Genomic DNA, 22,210 nt, shown 5'->3' on the forward strand with positions numbered 1-22,210 from the left:
CCCCAGGTGCTGCCGGCCATGCCGCGCTTACTGAACGCGGCGACGCAGGTAGTTCAACAAGTCGATGCGGGTGATCAAACCGAGGAATGCATCACCATCGGTGATGATCGCCACCTGGCCGCGGTCGAACACCGGCAGCAATGCCTCGATCGGCGACTTCACGTCCAGGCTGTCCAGCTTGCTGACCATGGCCACCGACACCGGATCGCGGAAACGGGCTTCATCGCCATACACATGCAGCAGCACGTCGCTTTCATCGATGATGCCGACCAGCTGGCTGCCTTCCATCACCGGCAGCTGCGACACGTCGTACAGCTTCATGCGCTGGTAGGCGGTGGTCAGCAGGTCCTTCGGGCCCACCACCACGGTGTCGCGCTGGCTGTACGGGCGCAGGATCAGGTCGCGCAGGTCGCCGAACTGCGGGCGCTCGAGGAAGCCGTTGTCCAGCATCCAGTAATCGTTGTACATCTTGGACAGGTACTTGTTGCCGGTATCCGGCACCAGCACCAGCACCTTTTTCGGCGTGGTCTGCTCGCGGCAGTACTTCAGCGCGGCGGCCAGCAGAGTGCCGGTCGAGGAGCCGCCGAGGATGCCTTCCTTGCCCAGCAGCTCGCGCGCGGTATGGAAGCTCTCGGCATCGGTGATCGCATACGCCTTCTTGACCCGACTGAAATCGGAGATGTCCGGCAGGAAGTCCTCGCCGATGCCTTCCACCAGCCAACTGCCCGACTTCTCGTTCAGCGTGCCCTCGTTGATGTACTCGGCCAGGATCGAGCCGACCGGGTCAGCCAGCACCAGCTCGGTCTTGGGCGAAAGCTTGGCGAAGGCGCGCGACAGGCCGGTCATGGTGCCGGAGCTGCCGCAGCCGAACACGATGGCGTCCAGATCGCCGCCCATCTGCTCGATGATCTCCGGACCGGTGCCGAACTCGTGCGCGGCCGGGTTGTCGGGATTGCCGAACTGGTTGATGAAGTAGGCGCCCGGGGTGCGGTCGGCAACGGTCTTGGCCAGGTCCTGGTAGTACTCGGGGTGACCCTTGGCCACGTCCGAACGGGTCAGCACCACTTCGGCGCCCATGGCCTTCAGGTTGAAGATCTTCTCCCGGCTCATCTTGTCCGGCACCACGAGGATCAGCTTGTAGCCCTTCTGCTGCGCCACCAGTGCCAGGCCCAGGCCGGTATTGCCGGCGGTGCCTTCCACCAGCGTCGCGCCGGGCTTGAGATCACCGCGCTTCTCGGCCGCCTCGATCATCGACAGGCCGATGCGGTCCTTGATCGACCCACCCGGGTTTGCGCTCTCCATCTTGAGGTACAGCTCGCACACGCCGGCATCCAGGCGCTGGGCCTTGATGATGGGCGTATTGCCGATGAGTTCGAGGATGGAGGAATGGATGGGCATCGGTTTACTTCAGATCGCGCCGCTCTGCGGCCGGACCGATGATTATCCGATGGTTGTGCCCGAAAGTCAGGTAATCACGTTCAGACGCAACTACCGTGCTGCCAAGTGACGCGGACAATGACGGCCGACGAGGAGGCCGCCACCGTCCGCGACATAAACGGTCTAGCGCGGGGAAGGTTCAGTTGATGCTGTTTTCGTAAATCCGCAGGAGCTTCTGCTTGGCCAGCAGTTTTTCCCGTTTCATCTGTCCCAGGGTTGCCCCATCAATCGGGAGCACACCCAGCTCCGCGTCCATGCATTTCTTGTTCAGCTTCTTATGCTGTTGGTAGAGCTGCTTGAACTCCGGGTTGGCCTTGGCCAATGCGTCGATTTCACTCTGCGGCTGCCCTTCGAACATGACTACCTCCTTCATGCAGAAACAAGAACGCCCCGGCCTGGCGGCACGGGGCGTTGCTGGATTGGAAAGCCAAGCCGCTCAACGTGGCACCACCAACCGCCCTCCGGCCAACCTGCCAGGAGCTATCGGTTACTGGTTCGCGCCACGCTTGCACCGGCTCGGCCCTCCGTTGTCCGGACGACGAAATTGCCGCCCGGACAATTGACCCTACGCCTGCAAAAAGGTTCCGGCAAGGGCTATACGGAAACGTTTACTGAATATTCAAACCGTTCCGCATTCAGTCTCACGCGAATGACAAAAACCTAACAAGTTCAGCCATTTAGGTTTGTCACGGCGCGATAATAACTTCCGCTGAACGGGCCCGGGTGGAGGCTGCTTTCTTGCCCGTCACCTGGATCCGGTTGGCCGCGACACCGGCCGCCACCAAGGCATCCTTGAGCGCCTGCGCGCGCCGCTGACCGACGCCGTTGGCGCTGTCGTAGGCTTCGATGGTGACCCGACCCTTCTTGCCGATGTTCAGGTACTCGGCCAGCGCCTTGGCCTGGTTGCCGGCCGCGCCGGAAAGCGCCGCCTGGCCAGCCGCAAAGGCATCGCCAGTGAAGGTGTAGACCTCCCCTCGGCCATCGAACCTGGACGCCGGCAACTTCTGCCCGGACACCAGCTCGGCTTCTTCGCGGGCCAGCTTCGCCGCATTCTGCTGGGCCGTGCTCAAACGCGCCTGCTGGCGGCCGGCCACGCTGGTGAGCGCGGTTTCCGCATCCTGGCGGGCCAAAGTCTCAGCCTCGGCAGCCAGACGCAGGCGCTCGGCCTCCTCGGCCTGGATCTGGGTCTGTACCCGCAACTGCTCGGCTTCCTGACGGGCCCGGGCCGCGTCGCGGCGGCTGGCCTCGATCAGCAGTTCACTGCGGGTGCGTTCCAGCTCACCCGCCTCACGCCGTGCCAGCGCCGCACGGCTGGCCGCCTCGGCGATGGCGACGCGACGTTCTGCCAGATAACGGGCGTCGTCCAGCTCCTTGCGCTTGGCCTTGGCCAGGGTCGCAATCGCCTGCTGCGCCTGCAGCTTCTCAAACGAGGCCACATCGGCCGTGGCCATATCGGCCTGCAGCAGCATCAGCCGGTGGCTGAGCGCACCAACTGCCGGATCTTCCGCCGCCACCGCCAGCAAGGGCATGGCCAGCAGGCTTGCAACCATCAGATTCCTGATCCGCATCAGCGTCCCTCCCCTGTCGCCAACTGGCGTTGCAGCTGTGCAACCTCGGCCTTGCGCTGGGCCAGCTGGGCCTGTGCGACGGCTTCCTCGCTCTGCGCACGCGCCAGATCCGCATCGGCGGCGGCGCGCAGTGCCAGTACCGGCACCTGCTTGCGCAGACGGCGATCGGTGGCTGCCTGCTGGGCCTGGCCCAACTGCTGGCGGGCCATGGCCATGGTGTCCGGCGCGTACTGATCGGCGTCGGCGCGGTCGGCCTTTTCCACTGCCTGTTGTGCGGTAAGCAATTCCATTGCACCCGGATCCTGCGCCAACGCACTGCCGCATAGCACGAATGTGCAGGCGGTAGCACACAGGAATCGTCTTAATTGTGCGAAGCTAGATTTCATTGGGGAGCCGTGGCTTGGGTGACTGAGCGCGGCCATTGTGGTCAAGCCAGAGGCGTGCTTGCAACGGCACGCCGCCGTTTGTTGGGGAAAATTTCGCATGGATATCGGCTATTTCTTGAAGCTGATGACCGAAAAGAACGCTTCGGACATGTTTTTGACCACCGGAGCGCCGGTTTACATCAAGATTGAAGGCAAGCTGTACCCGCTGGGCAATACCGGCCTGCCGCCGGGCATGGTCAAGAAAATCGCCTATTCGCTGATGGACGAGGGCCAGGTGCCGCAGTTCGAGCGCGACCTAGAGCTCAACATGGCCATCGCCCTGGCCGACGCCGGGCGCTTCCGCGTCAACGTGTTCAAGCAGCGCGGCGAAGTCGGCATGGTCATCCGTGCGATCAAGAGCCGCATCCCCAGCATCGAGGAGCTCAACCTCCCGCAGGTGCTGAAGGACGTGATCATGACCCCGCGCGGGCTGGTACTGGTGGTTGGCTCGACCGGCTCGGGCAAGTCGACCTCGCTGGCGTCGATGATCGACCACCGCAACAGCACCTCGACCGGGCACATCCTCACCATCGAGGACCCGATCGAGTTCCTGCACAAGCACAAGCAGTCCATCGTCAACCAGCGCGAAGTAGGCCTGGATACGCATGCCTTCCACAACGCGCTGAAGAACGCGATGCGTGAAGCACCGGACGTGATCCTGATCGGTGAGATCCTGGACGCCGAAACCATGGAAGCGGCCATTGCCTTCGCCGAAACCGGCCACCTGTGCCTGGCCACGCTGCACTCCAACAATGCAGACCAGGCGATCGAGCGCATCCTCAACTTCTTCCCGGAAAGCGCGCACAAGAACGTGCTGATGAACCTGTCCTTGAACCTGCGCGGGGTGATCTCGCAGCGCCTGGTCAAGGGCAAGGATGGCCGTCGCCGCCCGGCAACCGAGGTGCTGCTCAACACGCCGATGATCCGCGACCTGCTGCGCCGCGGTGAAGTGCACGCAATCAAGCAGGCAATGGAAGAGTCGCTGGAAGAAGGCATGCAGAGCTTCGACCAATGCCTGTTCCGGATGGCCAAGGAAGGCATCATCGAGCAGGAGGAAGCGCTGCGCGCCGCCGACTCGCGCGACGGCCTGGCCTTGAAGTTCCGCCTGTCCGAAGGAGGCAGCGGCGAGCATGACCCGTATGCGGACTTCGCGGTATCGGCGCCTGCGGCGATCACGCACGGCTTCTGAGCTGGCGGTTCGTACAACAAAAGGCCCCGCATTGCGGGGCTTTTTGTTGAACCAAGCTTTTGTAGGAGCGGCGTAAGCCGCGAAACCACAGCTGCATCGGTCAGCAGATATCCCCGACCCTCACCTTCGCTGTGCGAAAAACAGGGGGACTGTAGTGCCGAGCCATGCTCGGCAATGGGCATTACCGACCATGCTGCAGAACCGGCGCAAGCCGATTGGCCAACGGCAAAGCCGCGCCCAGCCTTCGTCCGGAACATGTTGATCCGCTGTTTCGGTGGGATTGTCGGCTTCGCGGCTTACGCCGCTCCTACAAACCCCCGGGCCTGCCTAGACCGCGTCGATCTGGTTTTCCGGACGGGCCGCATCGAATGCCGGCAGCGCCAGGCAGGCTTCCTCGATCCGGCGCAAGGTCGGATACGGCGTCAGATCGAGGTGGAAACGGCGTGCGTTGTACAGCTGCGGCACCAGGCAGCAATCCGCCAACCCCGGCTCGGCACCGTGGCAATAACGACCGGTGTCGAACGAACCTGCCAGCATCGCCTCCAGCGAGGCGAAGCCAACCCGCATCCAGTGCAGCGTCCACTCATCACGCTCGGGCTGCGGCACGTTCCACTCGCGGTCGAAGAACTGCATCACCCGCAGGTTGTTCAACGGATGGAGGTCACAGGCCACCTGCTGGGCCAGCGCGCGCACGCGGGCGCGGCCACCGGCATCGTCCGGCAACAGTGCGGCCTCGGGAAAGACCTCTTCCAGGTATTCAAGAATGGCCAGCGACTGCGTCAGTACACGCTCACCATGACGCAGCGTCGGCACCAGCTCCTGCGGATTGAGCGCGGCGTAATCCGCTGCGTGCTGCTGCCCACCATCGCGCACCAGATGAACCGGAACGACGGCATACGCCAGGCCTTTCAGGTTCAGGCCAATACGCACGCGGTATGCGGCACTCGAGCGCCAGTAACTGTAGAGCGTCAGCCCTGCTTCCATGTCAGCCCCCCCCTTCCAATGCCACACAACAATACCCGTCGGTGGTGAGGACACCTTCACCACCAACGCACTGCAAACGTATTGTCGGCCTTCTCAGGGACGGGATGCCTGCTCGATCTGCTGTTCGATCGCACCAAAAATGCTGGCGCCGTCACGGTCCAGCATCTCAATGCGAACCACATCACCAAAACTCATGAACGGCGTCGACGGCTTGCCGTCACGCAGGGTTTCGACGGTGCGCTGCTCGGCGAAGCAGGACGCGCCCAATGCGGTGTCTTCGTTGGCGATGGTGCCCGAGCCGACAATCGCGCCAGCCGAGAGCGGCCGGGTCTTGGCCGCGTGCGCCACCAGCTGGGCAAAGTTGAACTGCATGTCCACGCCGGCTTCCGGCGCACCGAACCACTTTCCGTTGATATGAGTGACCAGCGGCAGGTGCAGCTTGCTGTCCTGCCAGGCAGCGCCCAGCTCGTCCGGGGTCACGAACACCGGGCTCAGCGCCGAGCGTGGCTTGGACTGCAGGAAGCCGAAGCCCTTGGCCAGTTCGCCCGGGATCAGGTTGCGCAGGCTGACGTCATTGACCAGGCCGACCAGTTGAATGTGGCCGGCAGCCTGCCCCGGCGTCACCGCCATCGGCACGTCATCGGTGATGACCACGATTTCGGCTTCCAGATCGATGCCGTAGTCCTCGCTGATCACCTTCACTGAGTCGCGCGGGCCGTAAAAGCCGGCGCTGGTGGCCTGGTACATCAGCGGATCGGTGTAGAAGCTTTCCGGCACTTCGGCACCGCGCGCCTTGCGCACCCGCGCCACGTGCGGCAGGTAGGCGCTGCCGTCGACGAATTCATAGGCACGCGGCAGCGGCGCGGCCAGCGCCTGCATGTCCACGCCGAACTCACCTTCCACGGCACCGGCATTGAGCTGCTCGGACAGCGCGTTCAGGCGGGGCGCCAGATTTGACCAGTCTTCCAACGCCTGCTGCAGGGTGGCGGCAATGCCAGCGGCCCGCACTGCACGGGTCAGGTCACGCGAAACCACGATCAGGGTGCCGTCGCGGCCGCCTTCCTTCAGGGAACCAAGCTTCATGGGAGTGTCCAGTCTGCGGAGAAATAAGTTTCAATTGTAATGAATAAGCCAGCTACCACCAGCCTCACCAGCCGAATGCTGAACGGGCGTTTTTGTGCCAGCCGAAACAATCCCTTAGACTAGCGCGGTCTGCCAGCGGCCGTCCGTTTCCCTCAGGGATCGCCGGCGGTGCAGGATCAGCGGCCATCTGGCCCATCCGCCCGCCCGCCCCCACTCCGACGCCTATCGTCACGCATTCCAGCCAACGCACCGCGTTGGTTGCATCCAGATCTTGCAGCGCGGTTTACGGGAACGCTCCGAGATCAGCTGGTCTTCAATGATCAGCAACGCAAGCCCCTGCGGGCGCGCGTTATTCATGTTTCGGAGCACTCCATGTCGTTTGAAAACCTGGGCCTTGCGCCCTTCCTGCTGCGCGCGCTCGCCGAGCAGGGCTACGAAAACCCGACCCCGATCCAGGAGCAGGCCATTCCGCTTGCGCTGGACGGTCGCGACCTGCTGGCCGGCGCCCAGACCGGTACCGGCAAGACCGCCGCGTTCGGCCTGCCGCTGCTGCAACACCTGGCCACCTCGCCGCAGAGCGTGGGCAATGGCCCGCGCCGCCCGCGCGCCCTGGTGCTGGCACCAACCCGCGAACTCGCCACCCAGGTGCATGACAGCCTGCGTGGCTACAGCAAGTACCTGCGTATCCCCAGCGCCTGCATCTACGGTGGCGTGGGCATGGGCAACCAGCTGGACATGCTGCGCCGTGGCGTCGACCTGCTGGTCGCCTGCCCGGGCCGCCTGATCGACCACCTGGAGCGTCGCAGCGTCGACCTGTCCGGCGTCGAGATCCTGGTGCTGGACGAAGCTGACCGCATGCTCGACATGGGCTTCCTGCCCTCGATCAAGCGCATCCTGGCCAAGCTGCCGCGCCAGAACCGCCAGACCCTGCTGTTCTCGGCCACCTTCGAAGACAGCATCAAGCAGCTGGCGCTGGAGTTCATGCACAACCCGGAGCAGATCCAGGTCACGCCGAAGAACACCGTTGCCGAGACCATCACCCACCGCGTGCACCCGGTGGATGGCGCGCGCAAGCGTGAGCTGCTGTTGCACCTGCTGGCCAAGGACTCCCGCGTGCAGACGCTGGTGTTCGGTCGCACCAAGCATGGTTGCGACAAGCTGGCCGACTTCCTGGAGAAGTCCGGCATCAAGACTGCGGCGATCCACGGCAACAAGAGCCAGGGCCAGCGCCTGCGCGCACTGGCTGACTTCAAGGCCGGCCGCGTGACCGTGCTGGTGGCCACCGATATCGCTGCCCGCGGCATCGACATCAACGAGCTGCCGAAGGTCATCAACTACGACCTGCCGATGGTGCCGGAAGACTACGTGCACCGCATCGGCCGTACTGGCCGTAACGGTTCGACCGGTGAGGCTGTCTCGCTGGTTGCCCAGGACGAAGCCAAGCTGCTGCGCCAGATCGTGCGTCTGCTCGACCGCGACATGGACATCCGTGACGTGCCGGGCTTTGAGCCGCACACCCCGATTCGCTGGGGCAACAGCGCACCGGGCAAGGCTGAGCATCCGGGCGGCCACAAGGCACCGCGCCGCGGCAACGGCGGCCATGCCGCACGTCGCCCGACCGGCGATGCACCGCGCGGTGGCCGTGGCGGCCAGCCGCAGAAGCCGGGCGGCCAGCGCAATGCCGGCAATGGCCAGCAGCGTCGTGATGCGCACCCGGGTGGTGGTCAGCGTCGTGGCGGTGGCGGCCGTGGCCAAAGCCGTACCAGCGCCTGATTCCAGCGTTTTGCTGGGATGAGTTGAAAAGAAAGGCCGACGCATTGCGTCGGCCTTTCTGGTTTATGGGTGTTGAGCTTTTTGTTTCGTGTGTCAGCCAAATCAATAGCAACAGCGCCCCTCATCCGCCCCTCATCCGCCCCTTCGGGGCACCTTCTCCCGCATGCGGGAGAAGGGAAGGCCCGTCATTGCCACGTCGAGAACCTGGCATCGCGCTTGCCCCGAACTGGCCGCAGCCAAGCGGCTTTGGCTTTGGGTTTGGGGTTTGGGGTTGGGTGCTATGGCTTTGGCTTTGGCTTTGGGTTTGGCTTTGGCTTGTCCCTTCTCCCGTTTACGGGAGAAGGTGCTCCGCAGGAGCGGATGAGGGCAGCTTTCGCCTTTGCGATACCCGCTGCATGCATAGACAAAGCAGAACAGCACGGCGCTGCGCACCGCCCCCTCTCCCCAACCCCTCTCCCGTAAACGGGAGAGGGGCTAAAGCCTTACTCCCCGCGCTGGCGCGGTGTGCTCAGGTGGTTCGCCTGCAACAAGGCATTGAGCAGCAAGCGCTCGGTACCATGCCAATACTTGCGATGCGCCGGATCATCGGCAAACAACACCACGTTGCCACTCCCCGTAGGCACCACCTGCAGGTAACTGGAACCGGCTACGCGCGCACGATTCGCATCGGACAGGTAGCCATTCACCACCGGCTCGCGATCAATGTTCACCACATTGAGGAAGGCATTCTTCACCGGCTCGAACACCAGCCCACCTTCCTTGTTGACCCAGATCCGACGCTGCTGAACACCGAAGCCCAGCGGATGAGTCGGATCGATATCCGCACTAAGAATGTTGCCACTGACCCGGCCCAGCGCGAACACATCACGCACCGTACCAAAATCCAACCGCTCAGCCTCATCCTTCTTGTCGCCTTCGCGCAGCTTGGCTTCGGCAAGACCCTTGTCGATCGCCCAGCGCGCACCGCTGCCATACACCACCAGCGAACCACCGGCGGCAATCCAACGCTTGAGCGCAGCCACACCGGCATCACTGACGTTGGCATAGGTGCCGCCGGAGAGCACGATCGACGTATAGCGCGCCAGATCAACGCTGGCCAGCTGCACAGGATCAAGCTTGGTCGACGGCAAGCCCAACGAGGTATCCAGCGAGAACCAGGTCGAACCAATCTCGGTTGCGGACACCCCCTCGCCCATCACCAGCGCAATGCTTGGCGTACGCAGTACGCGAACATTGTCACTACCCAGATCGATGCCGCTGGCCGCGCGGCCACTGGCCAATGCGTAGACCATGACACCTGCTTCCTGTGCACGCGCCAACACTTTGGCTTGCAATGACTCGCCATCCAGGGTTTGCCCCACGACCGGAATCACCACCGCGCCATGACCGAACGCCACATCACCATTCGCAGTAGCCGCGGTGAAGGGCTGATGCGCGGTGCGCACCCGCACGTTGTCGCGCAGCAGACCACCCAATAGACGGAAGCTGCCAAAGTCGCGCGCATCGGCCACATAGGCGAAGCCAGCACGACCGCCGCTGATGCCGCCCTGCGCCACCGGCACCGCATCCACCGTCGCACCGCTCGGCAAGGCGCCACGGCTGCCGGCATAGCGAAGACCATAGGCAGGCGCCACCGCATACGAGGTGCCGCTGTAGAACACATCGCCCTTCACCGCCGGGGTGAACTCGAAGATCGAATGTGCGAGACGGAACTGCGGCTGCCGTGCTGGCACCACATAAGCCGAACCGGCCTGGAAGCGCTTGCCATCCACGTCCACATCGCGCGCCAGCGCATGAACCTCGATGCGGTGCTGCAACAGCACGGCGAGAAGCTTGCGGGTCAAAGTGGCATCGGCGGCGTCACCGAACACCCAGTCATGCACCGGATAGGCCGCCGCCTGCTTCAAGGCGCTGCGGAAGAACTCCTTCTGCAGTGCAAACAGACGATCACGGTCTTCAACGACACCACGCACGCTGGCCAGGCCGGTAGCGACCTGGTTGCGGACGGTGAAATTGAAATGCAGCGGACCATTGACCGACTCCTGCACCAGTCCGCGCGAGCTGGCCTGCTCCACCGTCACACCCACCGCACCGTGGAAATCCGGATAGGTGGAGCCATAGATCGGCGAGAAGTTGTCGAAGTTCTCGCCGGTGTAGTACAGCGAGCCAAGATCATCCAGGGCCTTGGCATGGAAACGTGCCAGCCACTTGTTCGCCTCATACGAAGACTTGGGCAGCAGCGGGCTTTCCATGCTCTTCGGCGAGGGCTCGAAGTAATAGGTGCTGTCCTTGCCCATCTCGTGGAAGTCGATCTGGATGTTCGGATACCAGCGGTGGAACTGGGCGACCTTCGGCCAGCTGTCGGTCTGTGCCAAGGCAAGCCAGTCGCGGTTGAGATCGGTGAAGTAGTGATTGACACGGCCACTCGGGAACGGCTCGACGTGTTCCTTGTCGGCTGGATCAGCAGATGGTGGACGCGAACCCCAGCCGTTATGCCAGTTGGCGGCACGGTCGCGTCCATCCGGGTTCTGTGCCGGATCAATCACAACTACCGCATGGTCAAGCCAGCGTGCGGTTTCCGCGTCCTGGTTGGCAGCCAGATAGTAAGCGGTGAGCATCGCGGCCTCGCCGCTGGAGGTTTCGTTGCCATGAACGCTGTAGCCCAGCCACGCCACCGCCGGAGCATCAGCACCGGGCAATGGCTGTGCAGGATCGATCAGTGCTTGTCGCTGCGCGGCGATCTCGGCGCTGCGTGCGTGGTTGCGTGCAGAAGTGATCGTTACCAGCAGCAGCGGACGCTGCTCGTAACTCTGGCCGATGACCTCGACCTTGACCTTGTCCGAAACCCGCGCCAATTCGTTGAAGTAGGCCACCAGCTGGTCATGCCGGGTGTAATGGCTGCCGATCTCGTAGCCGAGGAACTGCTGCGGTGATGGCACCTTGGCATCGAACTGCTGCGCGGTGGGGAAGTAGTAGCTGTTCTGGGCATGGGCCGGCGACAGGCTGACAAGTGTTGCCAGCAACAGCACTGGCAGCAGACGTGAAAAGCGGAACGACATCGGTGTAGCACTCCCCTATTGCATGAACGTTGTTGCGACTATTTGCTGACAGCACCACCTGTAGTGCCGAGCCATGCTCGGCAGGGGCTCTACCGGTAGTGTTCCAGCGCCGTAAAGCTGCCCTCACCCCAACCCCTCTCCCGTGAACGGGAGAGGGGCTAGATCGCTACGGGCTGCAGGGCCATGTAGTGCCCAGCCATGCCCGGCAGGGGCCTTCCCTGAAATGTTCCAGCGCCGTAAAGCTGCCCTCACCCCAACCCCTCTCCCGCAGGCGGGAGAGGGGCTAGATCGCTACGGGCTGCAGGGCCATGTAGTGCCGAGCCATGCTCGGCAGGGGCCTTCCCGGCAAGGTTCCTGCGCCGCAGGGCTGCCCTCACCCCAACCCATCTCCCGCGGGCGGGAGAGGGGCTTCAGATCAGAAGCGGTAATCAAAACCCAGCGTGTAATAGCGCCCGCGCAGGTCGTACTGGCTGAAGTCATACGGTGCACGCACACCCGGGAAGGTGGCGTCGTACGGCGGCTGGCGGTCACCGATGTTCTGCATCTTTGCGTACATGGTCAGCTTGTCGATGCCGGTGTAGCCCAGGTACAGATCGAACTGGCTGTAGCTGGCCACCTCCTTCTGCACGGCCTTCGCCGCGGCACTGCCTTGCTGGTCATAGCTGCTGGTGTAGTACCAGGTCAGCGCGGTACGCCAATCACCCAGCGCCCAGTCCAGCGTCGTGGTGGCCTTGGTATCCGGCAGCGACGGGCCGAGGTTGGAGCCAGCGTAGTCGACCAGCGGACCACCAACCACCTGCGGTCGCTTGTAATCGATGACATAGGTCAGCGCCGAGGACAGGCCGAAGTCACCTGCAGCTGCCGTCTGCCAACGCTGGCGCAGCTCGATGTCGATGCCAGAGGTCTCCAGCTGGCTCAGGTTCTGGTAGCGGTTGTAGACCGCCAGCAACTTGCCGCGTGAATCGCGCAGCACATCGGCCGGGTTGTTGTCCGCCACCAGCGTGGTGGTGTTGCCGGTGCCGATCAGGTTGTCCAGCTTGATGCGGTAGTAATCGACGCTGAGGTTGGTGTTCTGCCACGGCGACAGCACGAAGCCGGCGTTGAAGCTGCGCGTGCGCTCCGGATCGAGGTTGGTGTTGCCGACGGTGAAGAAGGTCGGGTTCTGGCGCGAACCGGCGACATCCGGATCGTGCGGATCCACCACCGAGCCATACGCGATGCTGGTCGATGCCGAGTTCTCCGACAGCGACGGCGCACGGAAGCCGCGCGAAGCAGCAGCGCGTACCAGCAACCAATCCAGCGGCTGCCAGCGCAGGCCGAGCTTGGGCGAGAACGCATTGCCGAAGTCACTGTAATGATCGGCGCGCGCGGCCGCCTGCAACTCCAGCGTGCTGTGCAGCGGCACGCTGACTTCCGCATAGGCGGCGCTGACCTGGCGCTGGCCGTGCACTTCAGCGATCGCCGGGCGCACCTGCAGGCCGGCATCGATCTGCCAGGGGTTGTCGGAGTCGAGCTTTTCCTGGCGCCATTCGGCACCGGCGGCAAAACCAATCTGGCCTGCCCAGGTCTCACCCAGGGTGCCGGAGACTTTGGCATCGACACCCTTGAGCACCGACTCCGCCGGGCGCAGCGTGCTCAGGCCGATCGCGGCAAGTACCGCCGGATCGGTTGCCGAAGGATTGAGCAGGTTGTAGCTGCCGCTGGCCAATGCGTCGTACAGCGTCCAGCGGTTGGCAAAACCACCGGAGACGGTTTCGCGCTGCTTGCTGGCGGCCTGGAACGCGCCCAGCTCCCAATCCCACTTCTCGGTCTGACCGCGCAGGCCAAGCACGCCGCGATAGGAACGCGAGCGGTTGGTCTTGATGGTGCCGCCAAGGTCAAAGAAGGTGTATTCGATCGGCACGTCCACGCCGTAGGGGTTGTACGGATTGGCTGCCGGCAGGGTCGAACGCACCGGCTCGGCCAGGCCGGTATCGGCGTTGAGCGCGAAGCGACCGCTTTCGAGGGTGAAGAACGGGCTGGAGCCAAACCAGGACACACCTTTGATGTCGCTGTAGATCACATCGGCGAAGGCTTCCACCGAATCGTTGATGCGCAGCGTGCCGTTGATGTACGCCTGCCAGCGCTTGGTCGACGGGATCAGCGTGGTGTACGGCGCCTGGTTGAAGGCGCAGGTATCACCGGCCAGGCCATCGATGGGGCCACTGGCGGTGAGCACGGTGCCTTCCGGGCAGTTGCCGGCCGCATCAAGCATCGGCACCGACTTGCCGCCGATCAGGTAACGCGCACCCTTTGCCGACCAGCCATTCCAGCGGCCACCTGCCTTGTCGGTATAGATGCCCGAGCGGGTCAGGTCGCGCTGGTCCTGGTCGAGGCGATCGCGGTTATAACCTTCCAGCGAGAACAGGATGTTGTAGCCATCACTGTCCAGGTCACCGAGCCCACCGATGAACTTGAGGTTCTGCTGATCCAGCCCGCCAGCATCGGAAGTGCCACCACTGACGCCGACCTCGGCGCCTTCAAAATTCTGCCGGGTGATGATGTTGACCACGCCAGCCACCGCGTCGGAGCCATACACCGCCGAGGCGCCGTCCTTCAGTACTTCGATACGCTCAACAGCGACCAGCGGCAGTGCGTTCAAGTCGACGAAGGTGTCCGACAGGCCGCCGGCCGGGAAGCCGTAGTTGGCCAGGCGGCGACCATTGAGCAGCACCAGCGTGTTCTTCTGCGACAGGCCGCGCAGGCCGATGCCGGCCGAACCCGAGGCCCAGCCGCTATTGCTGGTTTCATTGCTGGCGTTGCCGGTATTGGCGGAGATCGAGCGCAGCAGGTCAGCCACGCTGGCCTTGCCGGTCTGCTCCAGTTGCTGGCGCTCGATCACTTGCACCGGGTTGGCGCTTTCAGTATCGGTGCGCTTGATGTTGGAGCCAGTGACACGGACCGCATCGAGGGTCTTGCTGCCGTCGGCAGCGGCTTCAGCCAGGGCGAGGGAGGGTGCAGCGATGGCAGCGGCCACCGCGAAGGCGAGCAAGGAACGAGTAGGCATGGAATCCGGGAGAGGTGAATGACAACGACGCCAGTACCTCATGAACGGCAAATGTCCGGCCAATCACTTTGCTGCATTCGCACATAACGATTTGTTACATCGCTTCATCAGGATGGATATGAAAGATGGACTGACATCGTCCATCCATGCGCGCGGAGGCGGCAGCACCCTACAATTGCGCCCATGGATATTTTCAAGGTTTTCACCCTGGAGGCCGCCCACCGGCTGCCCAACGTCCCGGTCGGCCACAAGTGCTCGCGCCTGCACGGCCACTCGTTCCGCGTGGAATTGCGGGTCAGCGGCGAGCCCGGCCCGGAAACCGGCTGGATCATGGACTTCAGCGAGCTGAAGGCCGCCTTCCAGCCGCTGTACGACCAGCTCGACCACAACTACCTCAACGACATCCCCGGCCTGGAGAACCCCACCAGCGAGCGCCTGGCGATGTGGATCTGGGAAAAGCTGAAGCCGGCACTGCCGCTGCTCAGCGAAGTAGTCGTGCACGAAACCTGCACCTCCGGCTGCAGCTACAAGGGCGACAAAGCCGCCTGACAGAAGCTGTAGTGCCGAGCCATGCTCGGCAGAGGCTCTACCGGGAACGCTCCAGCCGAGCATGGCTCGGCTCTACATGGGCCTCCCGGCCATGCAGCAGCCCTTGTAGGAGCGGCGTAAGCCGCGAAGCCAGAGCTGCAATACCCAGCGAAGAGCCAACCCCTCCCCAGCCCTCCCCTTGCCTGCGGCAAAGGGAGGGAGCAGAGCGTAGTGCCGAGCCATGCTCGGCAGAGGCCATCCCGGGAATGCTCCAGCCGAGCATGGCTCGGCTCTACATGGCCTTCCCGGCCATGCAGCAGCCCTTGTAGGAGCGGCGTAAGCCGCGAAGCTGGCCGTGCATGAAGCCTCAAAGCCAACCCCTCCCCAGCCCTCCCCTTGCCTGCGGGCTGGGCCGGTACGGCCATGTAGAGCCGAGCCATGCTCGGCAGTGGCTCTACCGGCAACGCCCCCGCCTAGCATGGCTCGGCTCTACCGACGGCGCGAGCGCTTAATCATTCAGAATTTAATGTTGCACCGCGCCAAAACCGCGTTATGCTGCAACGCAACAAGACCCGCCGGATTGCACCGATGTCCGCTCAGCCCAACGACTTCAGCAGCTATACCCAGCAGTTCGCTGCTGCGGCCAACCGTGCCAACCGACTGGCGCTGGAAAATGCTGAAAGCGTGTTTGGCGTGCAGCTGCGCACCTTCGAGCGCAATACCACCGCTGCGGCCGGTTTCTTCGGCGAACTGGCCCAGGCCGGTGCGCAGGCGGATCTGCAGGCACTGCTGCCCAAGGGCATGCAGTTGGCGCGCGACAACATGGAACGGCTGGCCAGTGCCAACCAGGAAGTGCTTGGGCTCAGCCTGAAGACCAGCGAAGCCTTGGGCGCATTGGTCCGCCAACCTTTCGCTGGTAAGCCCGAGCGCAAGACGCGCTGATACCCAGACAACAGAATTTGCGCGGTCCCTCCCCCGCGCAATCCCAGACCCGGTAGCTCCCTCCTGCTACCGGGTCTTTTTTTGCCTGCGATCCAGCATTCCATTGCCGATGGCTGCACTTGGCGGCGACGGCTGGCAAAATCGGGAGTCACGCAGCGGCTAGACTCCCAAGATGTTCAACACCGACACCCTCACCGGCAGCAAGCCGGAACAGTACGCCCAGCTGCTGGCCCAGGCCCGCGCTCTGGTCCACGGCGAAGCCGACCGTATTGCCAATGCCGCCAATCTGTCTGCCCTGGTCTACCACGCGCTGCCGCAGCTCAACTGGGTGGGTTTTTACTTCTACGACGGCAAGGAACTGGTCGTCGGCCCGTTCCAGGGCTTGCCGGCCTGCGTGCGCATTCCGCTGTCCAAGGGCGTGTGTGGCGCAGCTGCCAGCAGCCGCCAGACCCAGCGCATCGAGGACGTGGACGCTTTCCCCGGTCATATCGCCTGCGATTCGGCCTCACGCTCGGAGCTGGTCGTACCCTTGGTCCACAACGACACGCTGATCGGCGTATTCGATATCGACAGCCCGGTGATCGCGCGTTTCGATGCGGATGATCAGTTGGGGCTGGAAGCCATCGCCCAGGTATTCATCGAGGCACTGCAATGAGCGCGCCCAAGCTGCGCAACATCGGCCCCAAGAGTGCAGCCTGGCTGCGTCAGGTCGGTTTGCGCAGCGAGCAGGATTTGAGCGCGATCGGCCCGGTCGCAGCGTTCATGAAGGTACGCCGCGCCGGCTTCAAGCCCAGCCTCAACCTGCTGTATTCGCTGGAAGGCGCGTTGGTCGGCTGCCATTGGCAGGAGATACCGGAGGCGCGTCGCCAGCAACTGGTGGCGGAGTATGAAGTCGCCGCTGGTGCGCTGCCCACCACGCGTGCGGGACAGCAGGCCGGGCCGGTGCATGAAACGCATATGCAGGCCGATGCCGACGAAGAAGAGACCACCGAGATCCGCTTCGAAGACTGAAGCCCGCCCTGCTTTTGTGGGAACGGCGTGAGCCGTGAAGCTGACGGAACTGTCCGACGCAGCGTCTGCAAGGCCCCTGCCGAGCATGGCTCGGCACTACAGGTGGTCACCTTGTGGGAGCGGTGTCAGCCGCGAAGCTGACCATTCTTCAGATCGCACAGCAATGATCGCTGGTGGTTGCAGTTAAATGGCTCCGGTTGCAACTGTGGCTTCGCGGCTTACGCCGCTCCTGCAAACCCGCTGGCTAGCGGTGCGAGGATTACCAAGGCGAGCAGCAGCAAGCTCTCAACTACTTCGACGCTTGCACCCAGGCCATCGCCGGAGATGCCACCCAGCTTGCGCTTCCACCACAGCGCAACAAGCGGCACCAGCAGCAGTGCCAGCAACAACGGCCACGCGAACACCACGCTGATAGCAGCCAACAAGGCCGCCCACAACCACATCGCTGACGGTCGCAGCTGCCAGGAAAAACGCTCACCCAAACCATCGCCATGCAGCGACGGAATGCGCTGGCTCCACCACAAGGTGCCCCAGCGTGCCCACGCCGGCACCAGCACGATGCCGAACCACAACGGGCCCACCGCAAGCTCGGTCAGCAGCACGAACTTCAGCAGCAGCTGCATGATCAGCGTCACTACGCCGAACACGCCCATGTGCGGGTCCTTGAGTACTTCCAGGAAGCGCTGCGGATTGCGATGCGCCGCACCGAAGGCATCGGCGACATCGCCCAGGCCATCCAGATGCAGGGCGCCGGTCACCCAAACCCATAGCAACAAGGTCAACGCACCCGCCAGCCACGGACGATCCGACAGGCCATACAGCGGCAGTGCCAGCAGCACGCCGATGATGGCGCCAACCAAGGGGTAATACACCGCCGACCTGCTCAGATCCTCCTGACGGAAGTCGCGCACCTGTGGCGTCGGCAACCGGGTCAGGAACTGGATGGCCAGGATCAGGCGGCGTCCAATCATGGTTGTCGCAACTCCAGCAGTTCACCCCACAACTGGCCGTCTTCGCCACGTTCCACACGCAGGCGTACACGCGTGCCGTAATCGATGCGCATCGCCCATAGCGAGGACAGGCTCATGCCGCAGACCCGCGATACCACCAGTCGCAATACACCGGCATGGCTGACCACCAACACCGGCTGGCCGTCGCAATCGTCTTCGTCCACCAGCCGATGCAGCTGCCCTTCCACACGCGCCTGGAACTGCTGCCAGGATTCACCATTGGGCGGCACCACATCGTGCGGTTCGCTGTAGAAGCCAGCAAGCTGCTCGGCAGGAACGTCATCGAAATGCAGCCCGTCCCAATCGCCGAAGTCGAGTTCGGCCCAGTCCGGGTGGATCTCGCAGAACTGGTTGCTGCCAGCCACCAATGCATGCGCGGTATCCAGCGCGCGCCGACGCGGTGAGGTGATCACCCGGCTCCAGCCAATGCCTGCATGGCAGCGGTGCAAGGCGTCCATCGCGCCATCGATCAAGGGCGGATCGGTGCGTCCGTCCAGATGGCCGGCACGTCCAGTGGAGGCGTGCCGCATGAGATCAAGAATCATCGGCTGCCACCGCGATCGGCGACGGCCGCTTCGGCGAACGTGGCCATGCGGTTGTGCAGGGCGCAGGCCATGCGTACCAGCGGCAAGGCCAGCGCGGCGCCGGAGCCTTCGCCCAGCCGCAGGTCCAACGACAGCAGTGGCTGCGCCTGCAGGTTTTCCAACAGGCGGATATGGCCGCGCTCGGCCGACTGGTGCGAGAACAGCAGCCACGGCCGCAGGCTCGGGTTGATGCGCACCGCGGCCAATGCCGCAGCAGAGACGATGAAGCCATCCACCAGCACCGGAATGCTGCGCTGCGCGGCGGCGATCATCGCCGCGCTCAGCGCCGCGATTTCCAAACCGCCGACCCGGTGCAGTGCCGCGCAACCGGGAGATTCTGCGGTGGTGATCGCCTCGCCATGCAGGCTCAAGGCGCGTGCGATCAGGTTCTTTTTCTGCACCATGCGCACCGCGTCCAGCCCGGTGCCAGCACCGACCAACTCATCCAGCGACATCTCGCCCAGTGCGGCTGCGACGGCGCTGGCAGCGGTGGTGTTGCCGATGCCCATCTCGCCGAGCACCAGCAGGTCCGCGCCGTCGGCGCAGGCGGCTTCCACCGCGCGACGACCAGCATCGAACGCAGCGACCAGATCATCGGCCGACATCGCCGGGCCGGTGCTGAAATCCGCCGTGCCATGCAGGGTCTTGGCGCTGACCACACCGGCAATCGCCGCGGTGGCGCGGCTGCCCACATCCCAGACATGCAGCGGCAAGCCAAGCTCGCGGGCGAGCACCGCAATGGCAGCGCCACCAGCAGCGAAGTTGTGCAGCATCTGCACCGTCACCTCGGCCGGGTAGGCCGACACGCCCTGCGCGGTGACGCCATGGTCGCCAGCAAACACGATCACCGGCACACGCTGCGCCGCTGGCTGATCCACGCCTTGCAGCGCGGCCAGTTCCACCGCCAGCGTCTCCAGGCGACCCAAGGCGCCTTCCGGCTTGGTCAACTGACGCTGGCGGACCAGGGCGCGCTGCCGGTATTCCTGCGAAGGCTGGCCGCAGGCCTGCCCGTACCATGTTTCTGTCACGACACTTCCGATACTGCGTTTGCAGCGCGCATTCTAGCCATTCAGCAACAGCGCTGCGCATTGCGGCCCCGCCAGCCAGCAATCAGCCGCAACAAGCGCACAACCGTAGCCCGCCGGGTAAGCGCAGCGCACCCGGCGAATAAGATTGCGACACCGCTGCAGGCCTGCAGCGTCATGCGCTCCCCGGGTGCGCCGCTTGCCCGGGCTACGTTGAGCCGCGGTTGCAGACACTGTGCTGTGGCAGCCGTTGCCGCCCGTTCCGGCAGCGCTGGCGGCAATGGCTTAGAATGCGCGCACTTTCAGGTGACCGCCCGGCATTGCTGGTCGGTTGAAACGGGAAGCCGGTGCCGCGCACTGCTGGATCTCCAGCATGTCGCCATTCCGGCGCTGCCCCCGCAACGGTAAGCAGGACAAGACCAGGCATACCGCCACTGTGCACAGCACGGGAAGGCGCCTGGACGGAAGCGGCACATGCCGCCTCGCCTGCGAGTCCGGAGACCGGCCCGAAAGCCGACTGGTTGCGATGCGGAGGGCATGGCGGCGGCTGTAGCGCCGTGTGCGCCGCCTCCGTCTTCTCCCTCTTCTGGCAGCCTTCCCCATCCGCCTGCGCGGGAGCGTGCAGGCCCAGGAGCTTCCATGAAACTGTCTTACCACTCTCTTTCGCTCGCCCTTGCCCTCGCACTGCCGGGCGTTGCCGCCGCGCAGAACGCACCGACCGAGCTGGACGACGTCACCGTCACCGCTACCCGCACCCCGGTCTCCATCGAGAACAGCGTGGTGCCGGTGCAGGTCATCGACCGTGCGCAGATCGATCACAGCCAGGCCAACTCGCTGCAGGACCTGCTGCGCGGCCGCGCCGGTCTGGACTTCGCCAACCAGGGCGGCAACGGCAAGATCACCTCGCTGTTCCTGCGTGGCAGCAACTCCAACCAGGTGCTGGTGCTGGTTGACGGCGTGCGCGTGGCCTCGGCCACCAGCGGCATGGCCGCACTGCAGGACCTGCCGGTCGACCAGATCGAGCGCATTGAGATCGTGCGTGGCCCGCGTTCGAGCCTGTACGGCTCCGAGGCCATCGGCGGCGTGATCCAGATCTTCACCCGCAACGCTGGCAAGGGCCTGCAGCAGAACCTGGCGATCACCGCCGGCAGCAACAACCTGCGCCAGGTCAGCGCCGGCTTCAGCAACCGCGGTGAGCGCGGCTGGATCTCGGCCCAGGGCGGCTACCAGGAAACCGACGGCATCAACGCCTGCCGCGGCACCGCCGCTGGTTGGGGCGCTGGTTGGGGCGCTGGCTGCTTCGCCGACGAGCCGGACCGCGATGGCTACCGCAACACCTCCATCAACGTGCGCGGTGGCTACGCCCTGACCGACACGCTGAGCCTGGAAGGCCATGTGCTCAATGCCGACAGCTTCAACGAATACGACGGCAGCATCTTCGGCGGCAACGAAGCCGACAACCGCCAGCAGGTCTTCGGCGCCAAGCTCGCCTGGGCTGCATCGGAGCGCTTCAACCTGAGCGCACAGGTTGGCCGCAACCGCGACGAAGCCGACAACTACTTCGCTGATGCCAGCACCGGCACCCGCAGCTTCGCCAGCGCCTTCGATACCCGCCGCGACACCGCCAGCGTGCAGGGCGACTTCACCATCGCCGAAGGCCAGCAGATCACCGCCGGTGCCGATTGGCAGAACGACAAGGTCACCAGCTCCACCGCCTTCGACGTCGACCAGCGCGACAATCTCGGCGTGTTTGCCGAGTACCAGGGCCAGTTCGGCGCGCACTCGCTGCAGGCCAGCGTGCGCAACGACGACAACGAGCAATTCGGCAACCACACCACCGGCAGCCTCGGTTACGGCTTTGCCTTCGGTAATGGCTTCCGCCTGACCGCCAGCGCCGGTACCGGCTTCAAGGCACCGACCTTCAACGACCTGTACTACCCGGGCTTCAGCAACCCGAACCTGAAGCCGGAAGAATCCAAGAGCCTGAACCTCGGCATCGCGCAGTACGCCGACAACTGGAACTGGACCTTCAACGCCTACGAAACCCGCGTCGACCAGCTGATCGGCTATGACAGCAACTTCGACCTGGTCAACGTTGCCGAAGCCCGCATCCGCGGCGCCGAGCTGACCGGCTACCTGTCGCTGGCCGGTTTCGACATCAACGCCCAGGCCAGCTTCACCGACCCGCGCGACCACACCTCCGGCGCTGCCACCTATGACAACCTGCTGGCCCGCCGCGCGCGCACCAGCGGCCGTCTGGACGTGGACAAGAGCTTCGGCCCGCTGCGCCTGGGCGTGACCGCTGCCGGCAGCGGCCATCGCTTCGACAACGCTGCCAACAGCGTGCGTCTGGCTGGCTACGGCACCGTTGACCTGCGTGTCGAATACGCCATCAACGACGCATGGAGCCTGCAGGCCAAGGCCGCCAACGTGTTCGACCGCGAGTACGAAACCGTTGCCTGGTACAACCAGCCGGGCCGCGAGTACCAGCTGACCCTGCGTTACAACAGCAAGGCCAACTGAGCCAGCGAAGCCGCAGCACCGCT

At 64.2% G+C, this 22,210-nt stretch carries 19 protein-coding genes and 1 riboswitch; of the genes, 7 read left to right on the forward strand and 12 right to left on the reverse strand.

Going from position 1 to position 22,210, the window contains the following annotated elements:
* Positions 1 to 27: 27 nt before the first annotated feature.
* From ACVOLV_RS02755 to ACVOLV_RS02770, 4 genes are all read right to left on the reverse strand, one after another.
* Positions 28 to 1,398 carry a pyridoxal-phosphate dependent enzyme gene (locus ACVOLV_RS02755; protein WP_481553029.1) on the reverse strand — a complete coding sequence of 457 codons (1,371 nt, stop codon included), beginning with the start codon at positions 1,396 to 1,398 and terminating at the stop codon, positions 28 to 30.
* Positions 1,399 to 1,576: 178 nt separating this feature from the next.
* Entirely contained in the window at positions 1,577 to 1,795 is a 219-nt protein-coding gene (locus ACVOLV_RS02760; protein WP_282266820.1) for an HP1242/YdcH family protein, read from the reverse strand.
* A 328-nt stretch (positions 1,796 to 2,123) separates the two neighbouring features.
* Entirely contained in the window at positions 2,124 to 3,005 is an 882-nt protein-coding gene (locus tag ACVOLV_RS02765; RefSeq protein WP_481553030.1) for an OmpA family protein, read from the reverse strand.
* On the reverse strand, positions 3,005 to 3,391 hold the full coding sequence (locus ACVOLV_RS02770) for a DUF4398 domain-containing protein (RefSeq protein WP_303748791.1): 387 nt from the start codon (positions 3,389 to 3,391) through the stop codon (positions 3,005 to 3,007). Before ACVOLV_RS02770 ends, ACVOLV_RS02765 begins: the two co-directional genes overlap by 1 nt.
* 97 nt (positions 3,392 to 3,488) lie before the next feature.
* Between ACVOLV_RS02770 and ACVOLV_RS02775 the strand changes: the two genes are divergently transcribed.
* A complete protein-coding gene (locus ACVOLV_RS02775; protein WP_481553031.1) occupies positions 3,489 to 4,619 on the forward strand; it encodes a PilT/PilU family type 4a pilus ATPase in 1,131 nt (376 codons plus the stop codon).
* Between the two features lie 327 nt (positions 4,620 to 4,946).
* Here ACVOLV_RS02775 and maiA read toward each other — a convergent pair whose 3' ends face one another.
* From maiA to ACVOLV_RS02790, 3 genes are all read right to left on the reverse strand, one after another.
* Positions 4,947 to 5,603: a maleylacetoacetate isomerase gene (gene maiA, locus ACVOLV_RS02780; protein WP_481553032.1), complete on the reverse strand. Its 657-nt coding sequence runs from the start codon at positions 5,601 to 5,603 to the stop codon at positions 4,947 to 4,949.
* A 93-nt stretch (positions 5,604 to 5,696) separates the two neighbouring features.
* Positions 5,697 to 6,686 carry a fumarylacetoacetate hydrolase family protein gene (locus ACVOLV_RS02785; RefSeq protein WP_481553033.1) on the reverse strand — a complete coding sequence of 330 codons (990 nt, stop codon included), beginning with the start codon at positions 6,684 to 6,686 and terminating at the stop codon, positions 5,697 to 5,699.
* Between the two features lie 228 nt (positions 6,687 to 6,914).
* Positions 6,915 to 7,043 carry a hypothetical protein gene (locus ACVOLV_RS02790; protein ID WP_481553034.1) on the reverse strand — a complete coding sequence of 43 codons (129 nt, stop codon included), beginning with the start codon at positions 7,041 to 7,043 and terminating at the stop codon, positions 6,915 to 6,917.
* Positions 7,044 to 7,058: 15 nt separating this feature from the next.
* Between ACVOLV_RS02790 and ACVOLV_RS02795 the strand changes: the two genes are divergently transcribed.
* On the forward strand, positions 7,059 to 8,459 hold the full coding sequence (locus ACVOLV_RS02795; protein WP_481553035.1) for a DEAD/DEAH box helicase: 1,401 nt from the start codon (positions 7,059 to 7,061) through the stop codon (positions 8,457 to 8,459).
* Positions 8,460 to 8,941: 482 nt separating this feature from the next.
* Here ACVOLV_RS02795 and ACVOLV_RS02800 read toward each other — a convergent pair whose 3' ends face one another.
* On the reverse strand, positions 8,942 to 11,518 hold the full coding sequence (locus ACVOLV_RS02800) for a M14 family zinc carboxypeptidase (RefSeq protein WP_481553036.1): 2,577 nt from the start codon (positions 11,516 to 11,518) through the stop codon (positions 8,942 to 8,944).
* A gap of 415 nt (positions 11,519 to 11,933) precedes the next feature.
* The gene (locus ACVOLV_RS02805; RefSeq protein WP_481553037.1) at positions 11,934 to 14,564 is read right to left on the reverse strand and encodes a TonB-dependent receptor plug domain-containing protein; all 2,631 of its coding nucleotides are present in this window, start codon (positions 14,562 to 14,564) and stop codon (positions 11,934 to 11,936) included.
* 183 nt (positions 14,565 to 14,747) lie between these two features.
* On the opposite strand from ACVOLV_RS02805, the gene queD reads away from it, so the two are divergent.
* From queD to ACVOLV_RS02825, 4 genes are all read left to right on the forward strand, one after another.
* The gene (queD, locus tag ACVOLV_RS02810) at positions 14,748 to 15,113 is read left to right on the forward strand and encodes a 6-carboxytetrahydropterin synthase QueD (protein ID WP_057627955.1); all 366 of its coding nucleotides are present in this window, start codon (positions 14,748 to 14,750) and stop codon (positions 15,111 to 15,113) included.
* A gap of 567 nt (positions 15,114 to 15,680) precedes the next feature.
* Positions 15,681 to 16,034, forward strand: a complete 354-nt coding sequence (locus ACVOLV_RS02815) for a phasin family protein (RefSeq protein ID WP_481553038.1) — start codon at positions 15,681 to 15,683, stop codon at positions 16,032 to 16,034.
* A gap of 172 nt (positions 16,035 to 16,206) precedes the next feature.
* A complete protein-coding gene (locus ACVOLV_RS02820) occupies positions 16,207 to 16,689 on the forward strand; it encodes a GAF domain-containing protein (RefSeq protein WP_481553039.1) in 483 nt (160 codons plus the stop codon).
* Positions 16,686 to 17,045 carry a TfoX/Sxy family protein gene (locus tag ACVOLV_RS02825; protein ID WP_303748782.1) on the forward strand — a complete coding sequence of 120 codons (360 nt, stop codon included), beginning with the start codon at positions 16,686 to 16,688 and terminating at the stop codon, positions 17,043 to 17,045. Before ACVOLV_RS02820 ends, ACVOLV_RS02825 begins: the two co-directional genes overlap by 4 nt.
* Positions 17,046 to 17,263: 218 nt before the next feature.
* On the opposite strand, the gene cobS is transcribed toward ACVOLV_RS02825, so the two are convergent.
* Genes cobS through cobT form a run of 3 tightly spaced genes read right to left on the reverse strand, consistent with a single transcriptional unit; the run spans position 17,264 to position 19,667 of the window.
* Positions 17,264 to 18,016 (reverse strand): adenosylcobinamide-GDP ribazoletransferase, encoded by a 753-nt coding sequence (cobS, locus tag ACVOLV_RS02830; protein ID WP_481553040.1) that lies wholly within the window; start codon positions 18,014 to 18,016, stop codon positions 17,264 to 17,266.
* Entirely contained in the window at positions 18,013 to 18,600 is a 588-nt protein-coding gene (locus ACVOLV_RS02835) for a histidine phosphatase family protein (protein WP_481553041.1), read from the reverse strand. The genes cobS and ACVOLV_RS02835 overlap by 4 nt, the downstream gene beginning before the upstream one ends.
* The gene (cobT, locus tag ACVOLV_RS02840) at positions 18,597 to 19,667 is read right to left on the reverse strand and encodes a nicotinate-nucleotide--dimethylbenzimidazole phosphoribosyltransferase (protein ID WP_481553042.1); all 1,071 of its coding nucleotides are present in this window, start codon (positions 19,665 to 19,667) and stop codon (positions 18,597 to 18,599) included. The genes ACVOLV_RS02835 and cobT overlap by 4 nt, the downstream gene beginning before the upstream one ends.
* A 284-nt stretch (positions 19,668 to 19,951) precedes the next feature.
* Positions 19,952 to 20,188: riboswitch (cobalamin riboswitch) on the forward strand.
* A gap of 115 nt (positions 20,189 to 20,303) precedes the next feature.
* Here cobT and btuB point away from each other — a divergent pair.
* Entirely contained in the window at positions 20,304 to 22,187 is a 1,884-nt protein-coding gene (gene btuB / locus ACVOLV_RS02845; RefSeq protein WP_481553043.1) for a TonB-dependent vitamin B12 receptor, read from the forward strand.
* Positions 22,188 to 22,210 lie beyond the last annotated feature (23 nt).

Source organism: Stenotrophomonas sp. STEN023, assembly GCF_056760135.1.

Excerpts from the sequence above, each read along its gene's own strand:
- ACVOLV_RS02755 (WP_481553029.1), bottom strand. The coding sequence starts at position 1,398 with ATGCCCATCCATTCCTCCATCCTCGAACTCATCGGCAATACGCCCATC.
- ACVOLV_RS02760 (WP_282266820.1), bottom strand. The coding sequence starts at position 1,795 with ATGTTCGAAGGGCAGCCGCAGAGTGAAATCGACGCATTGGCCAAGGCC.
- ACVOLV_RS02765 (WP_481553030.1), bottom strand. The coding sequence starts at position 3,005 with ATGCGGATCAGGAATCTGATGGTTGCAAGCCTGCTGGCCATGCCCTTG.
- ACVOLV_RS02770 (WP_303748791.1), bottom strand. The coding sequence starts at position 3,391 with ATGAAATCTAGCTTCGCACAATTAAGACGATTCCTGTGTGCTACCGCC.
- ACVOLV_RS02775 (WP_481553031.1), top strand. The coding sequence starts at position 3,489 with ATGGATATCGGCTATTTCTTGAAGCTGATGACCGAAAAGAACGCTTCG.
- maiA (WP_481553032.1), bottom strand. The coding sequence starts at position 5,603 with ATGGAAGCAGGGCTGACGCTCTACAGTTACTGGCGCTCGAGTGCCGCA.
- ACVOLV_RS02785 (WP_481553033.1), bottom strand. The coding sequence starts at position 6,686 with ATGAAGCTTGGTTCCCTGAAGGAAGGCGGCCGCGACGGCACCCTGATC.
- ACVOLV_RS02790 (WP_481553034.1), bottom strand. The coding sequence starts at position 7,043 with ATGAATAACGCGCGCCCGCAGGGGCTTGCGTTGCTGATCATTGAAGAC.
- ACVOLV_RS02795 (WP_481553035.1), top strand. The coding sequence starts at position 7,059 with ATGTCGTTTGAAAACCTGGGCCTTGCGCCCTTCCTGCTGCGCGCGCTC.
- ACVOLV_RS02800 (WP_481553036.1), bottom strand. The coding sequence starts at position 11,518 with ATGTCGTTCCGCTTTTCACGTCTGCTGCCAGTGCTGTTGCTGGCAACA.
- ACVOLV_RS02805 (WP_481553037.1), bottom strand. The coding sequence starts at position 14,564 with ATGCCTACTCGTTCCTTGCTCGCCTTCGCGGTGGCCGCTGCCATCGCT.
- queD (WP_057627955.1), top strand. The coding sequence starts at position 14,748 with ATGGATATTTTCAAGGTTTTCACCCTGGAGGCCGCCCACCGGCTGCCC.
- ACVOLV_RS02815 (WP_481553038.1), top strand. The coding sequence starts at position 15,681 with ATGTCCGCTCAGCCCAACGACTTCAGCAGCTATACCCAGCAGTTCGCT.
- ACVOLV_RS02820 (WP_481553039.1), top strand. The coding sequence starts at position 16,207 with ATGTTCAACACCGACACCCTCACCGGCAGCAAGCCGGAACAGTACGCC.
- ACVOLV_RS02825 (WP_303748782.1), top strand. The coding sequence starts at position 16,686 with ATGAGCGCGCCCAAGCTGCGCAACATCGGCCCCAAGAGTGCAGCCTGG.
- cobS (WP_481553040.1), bottom strand. The coding sequence starts at position 18,016 with ATGATTGGACGCCGCCTGATCCTGGCCATCCAGTTCCTGACCCGGTTG.
- ACVOLV_RS02835 (WP_481553041.1), bottom strand. The coding sequence starts at position 18,600 with ATGATTCTTGATCTCATGCGGCACGCCTCCACTGGACGTGCCGGCCAT.
- btuB (WP_481553043.1), top strand. The coding sequence starts at position 20,304 with ATGAAACTGTCTTACCACTCTCTTTCGCTCGCCCTTGCCCTCGCACTG.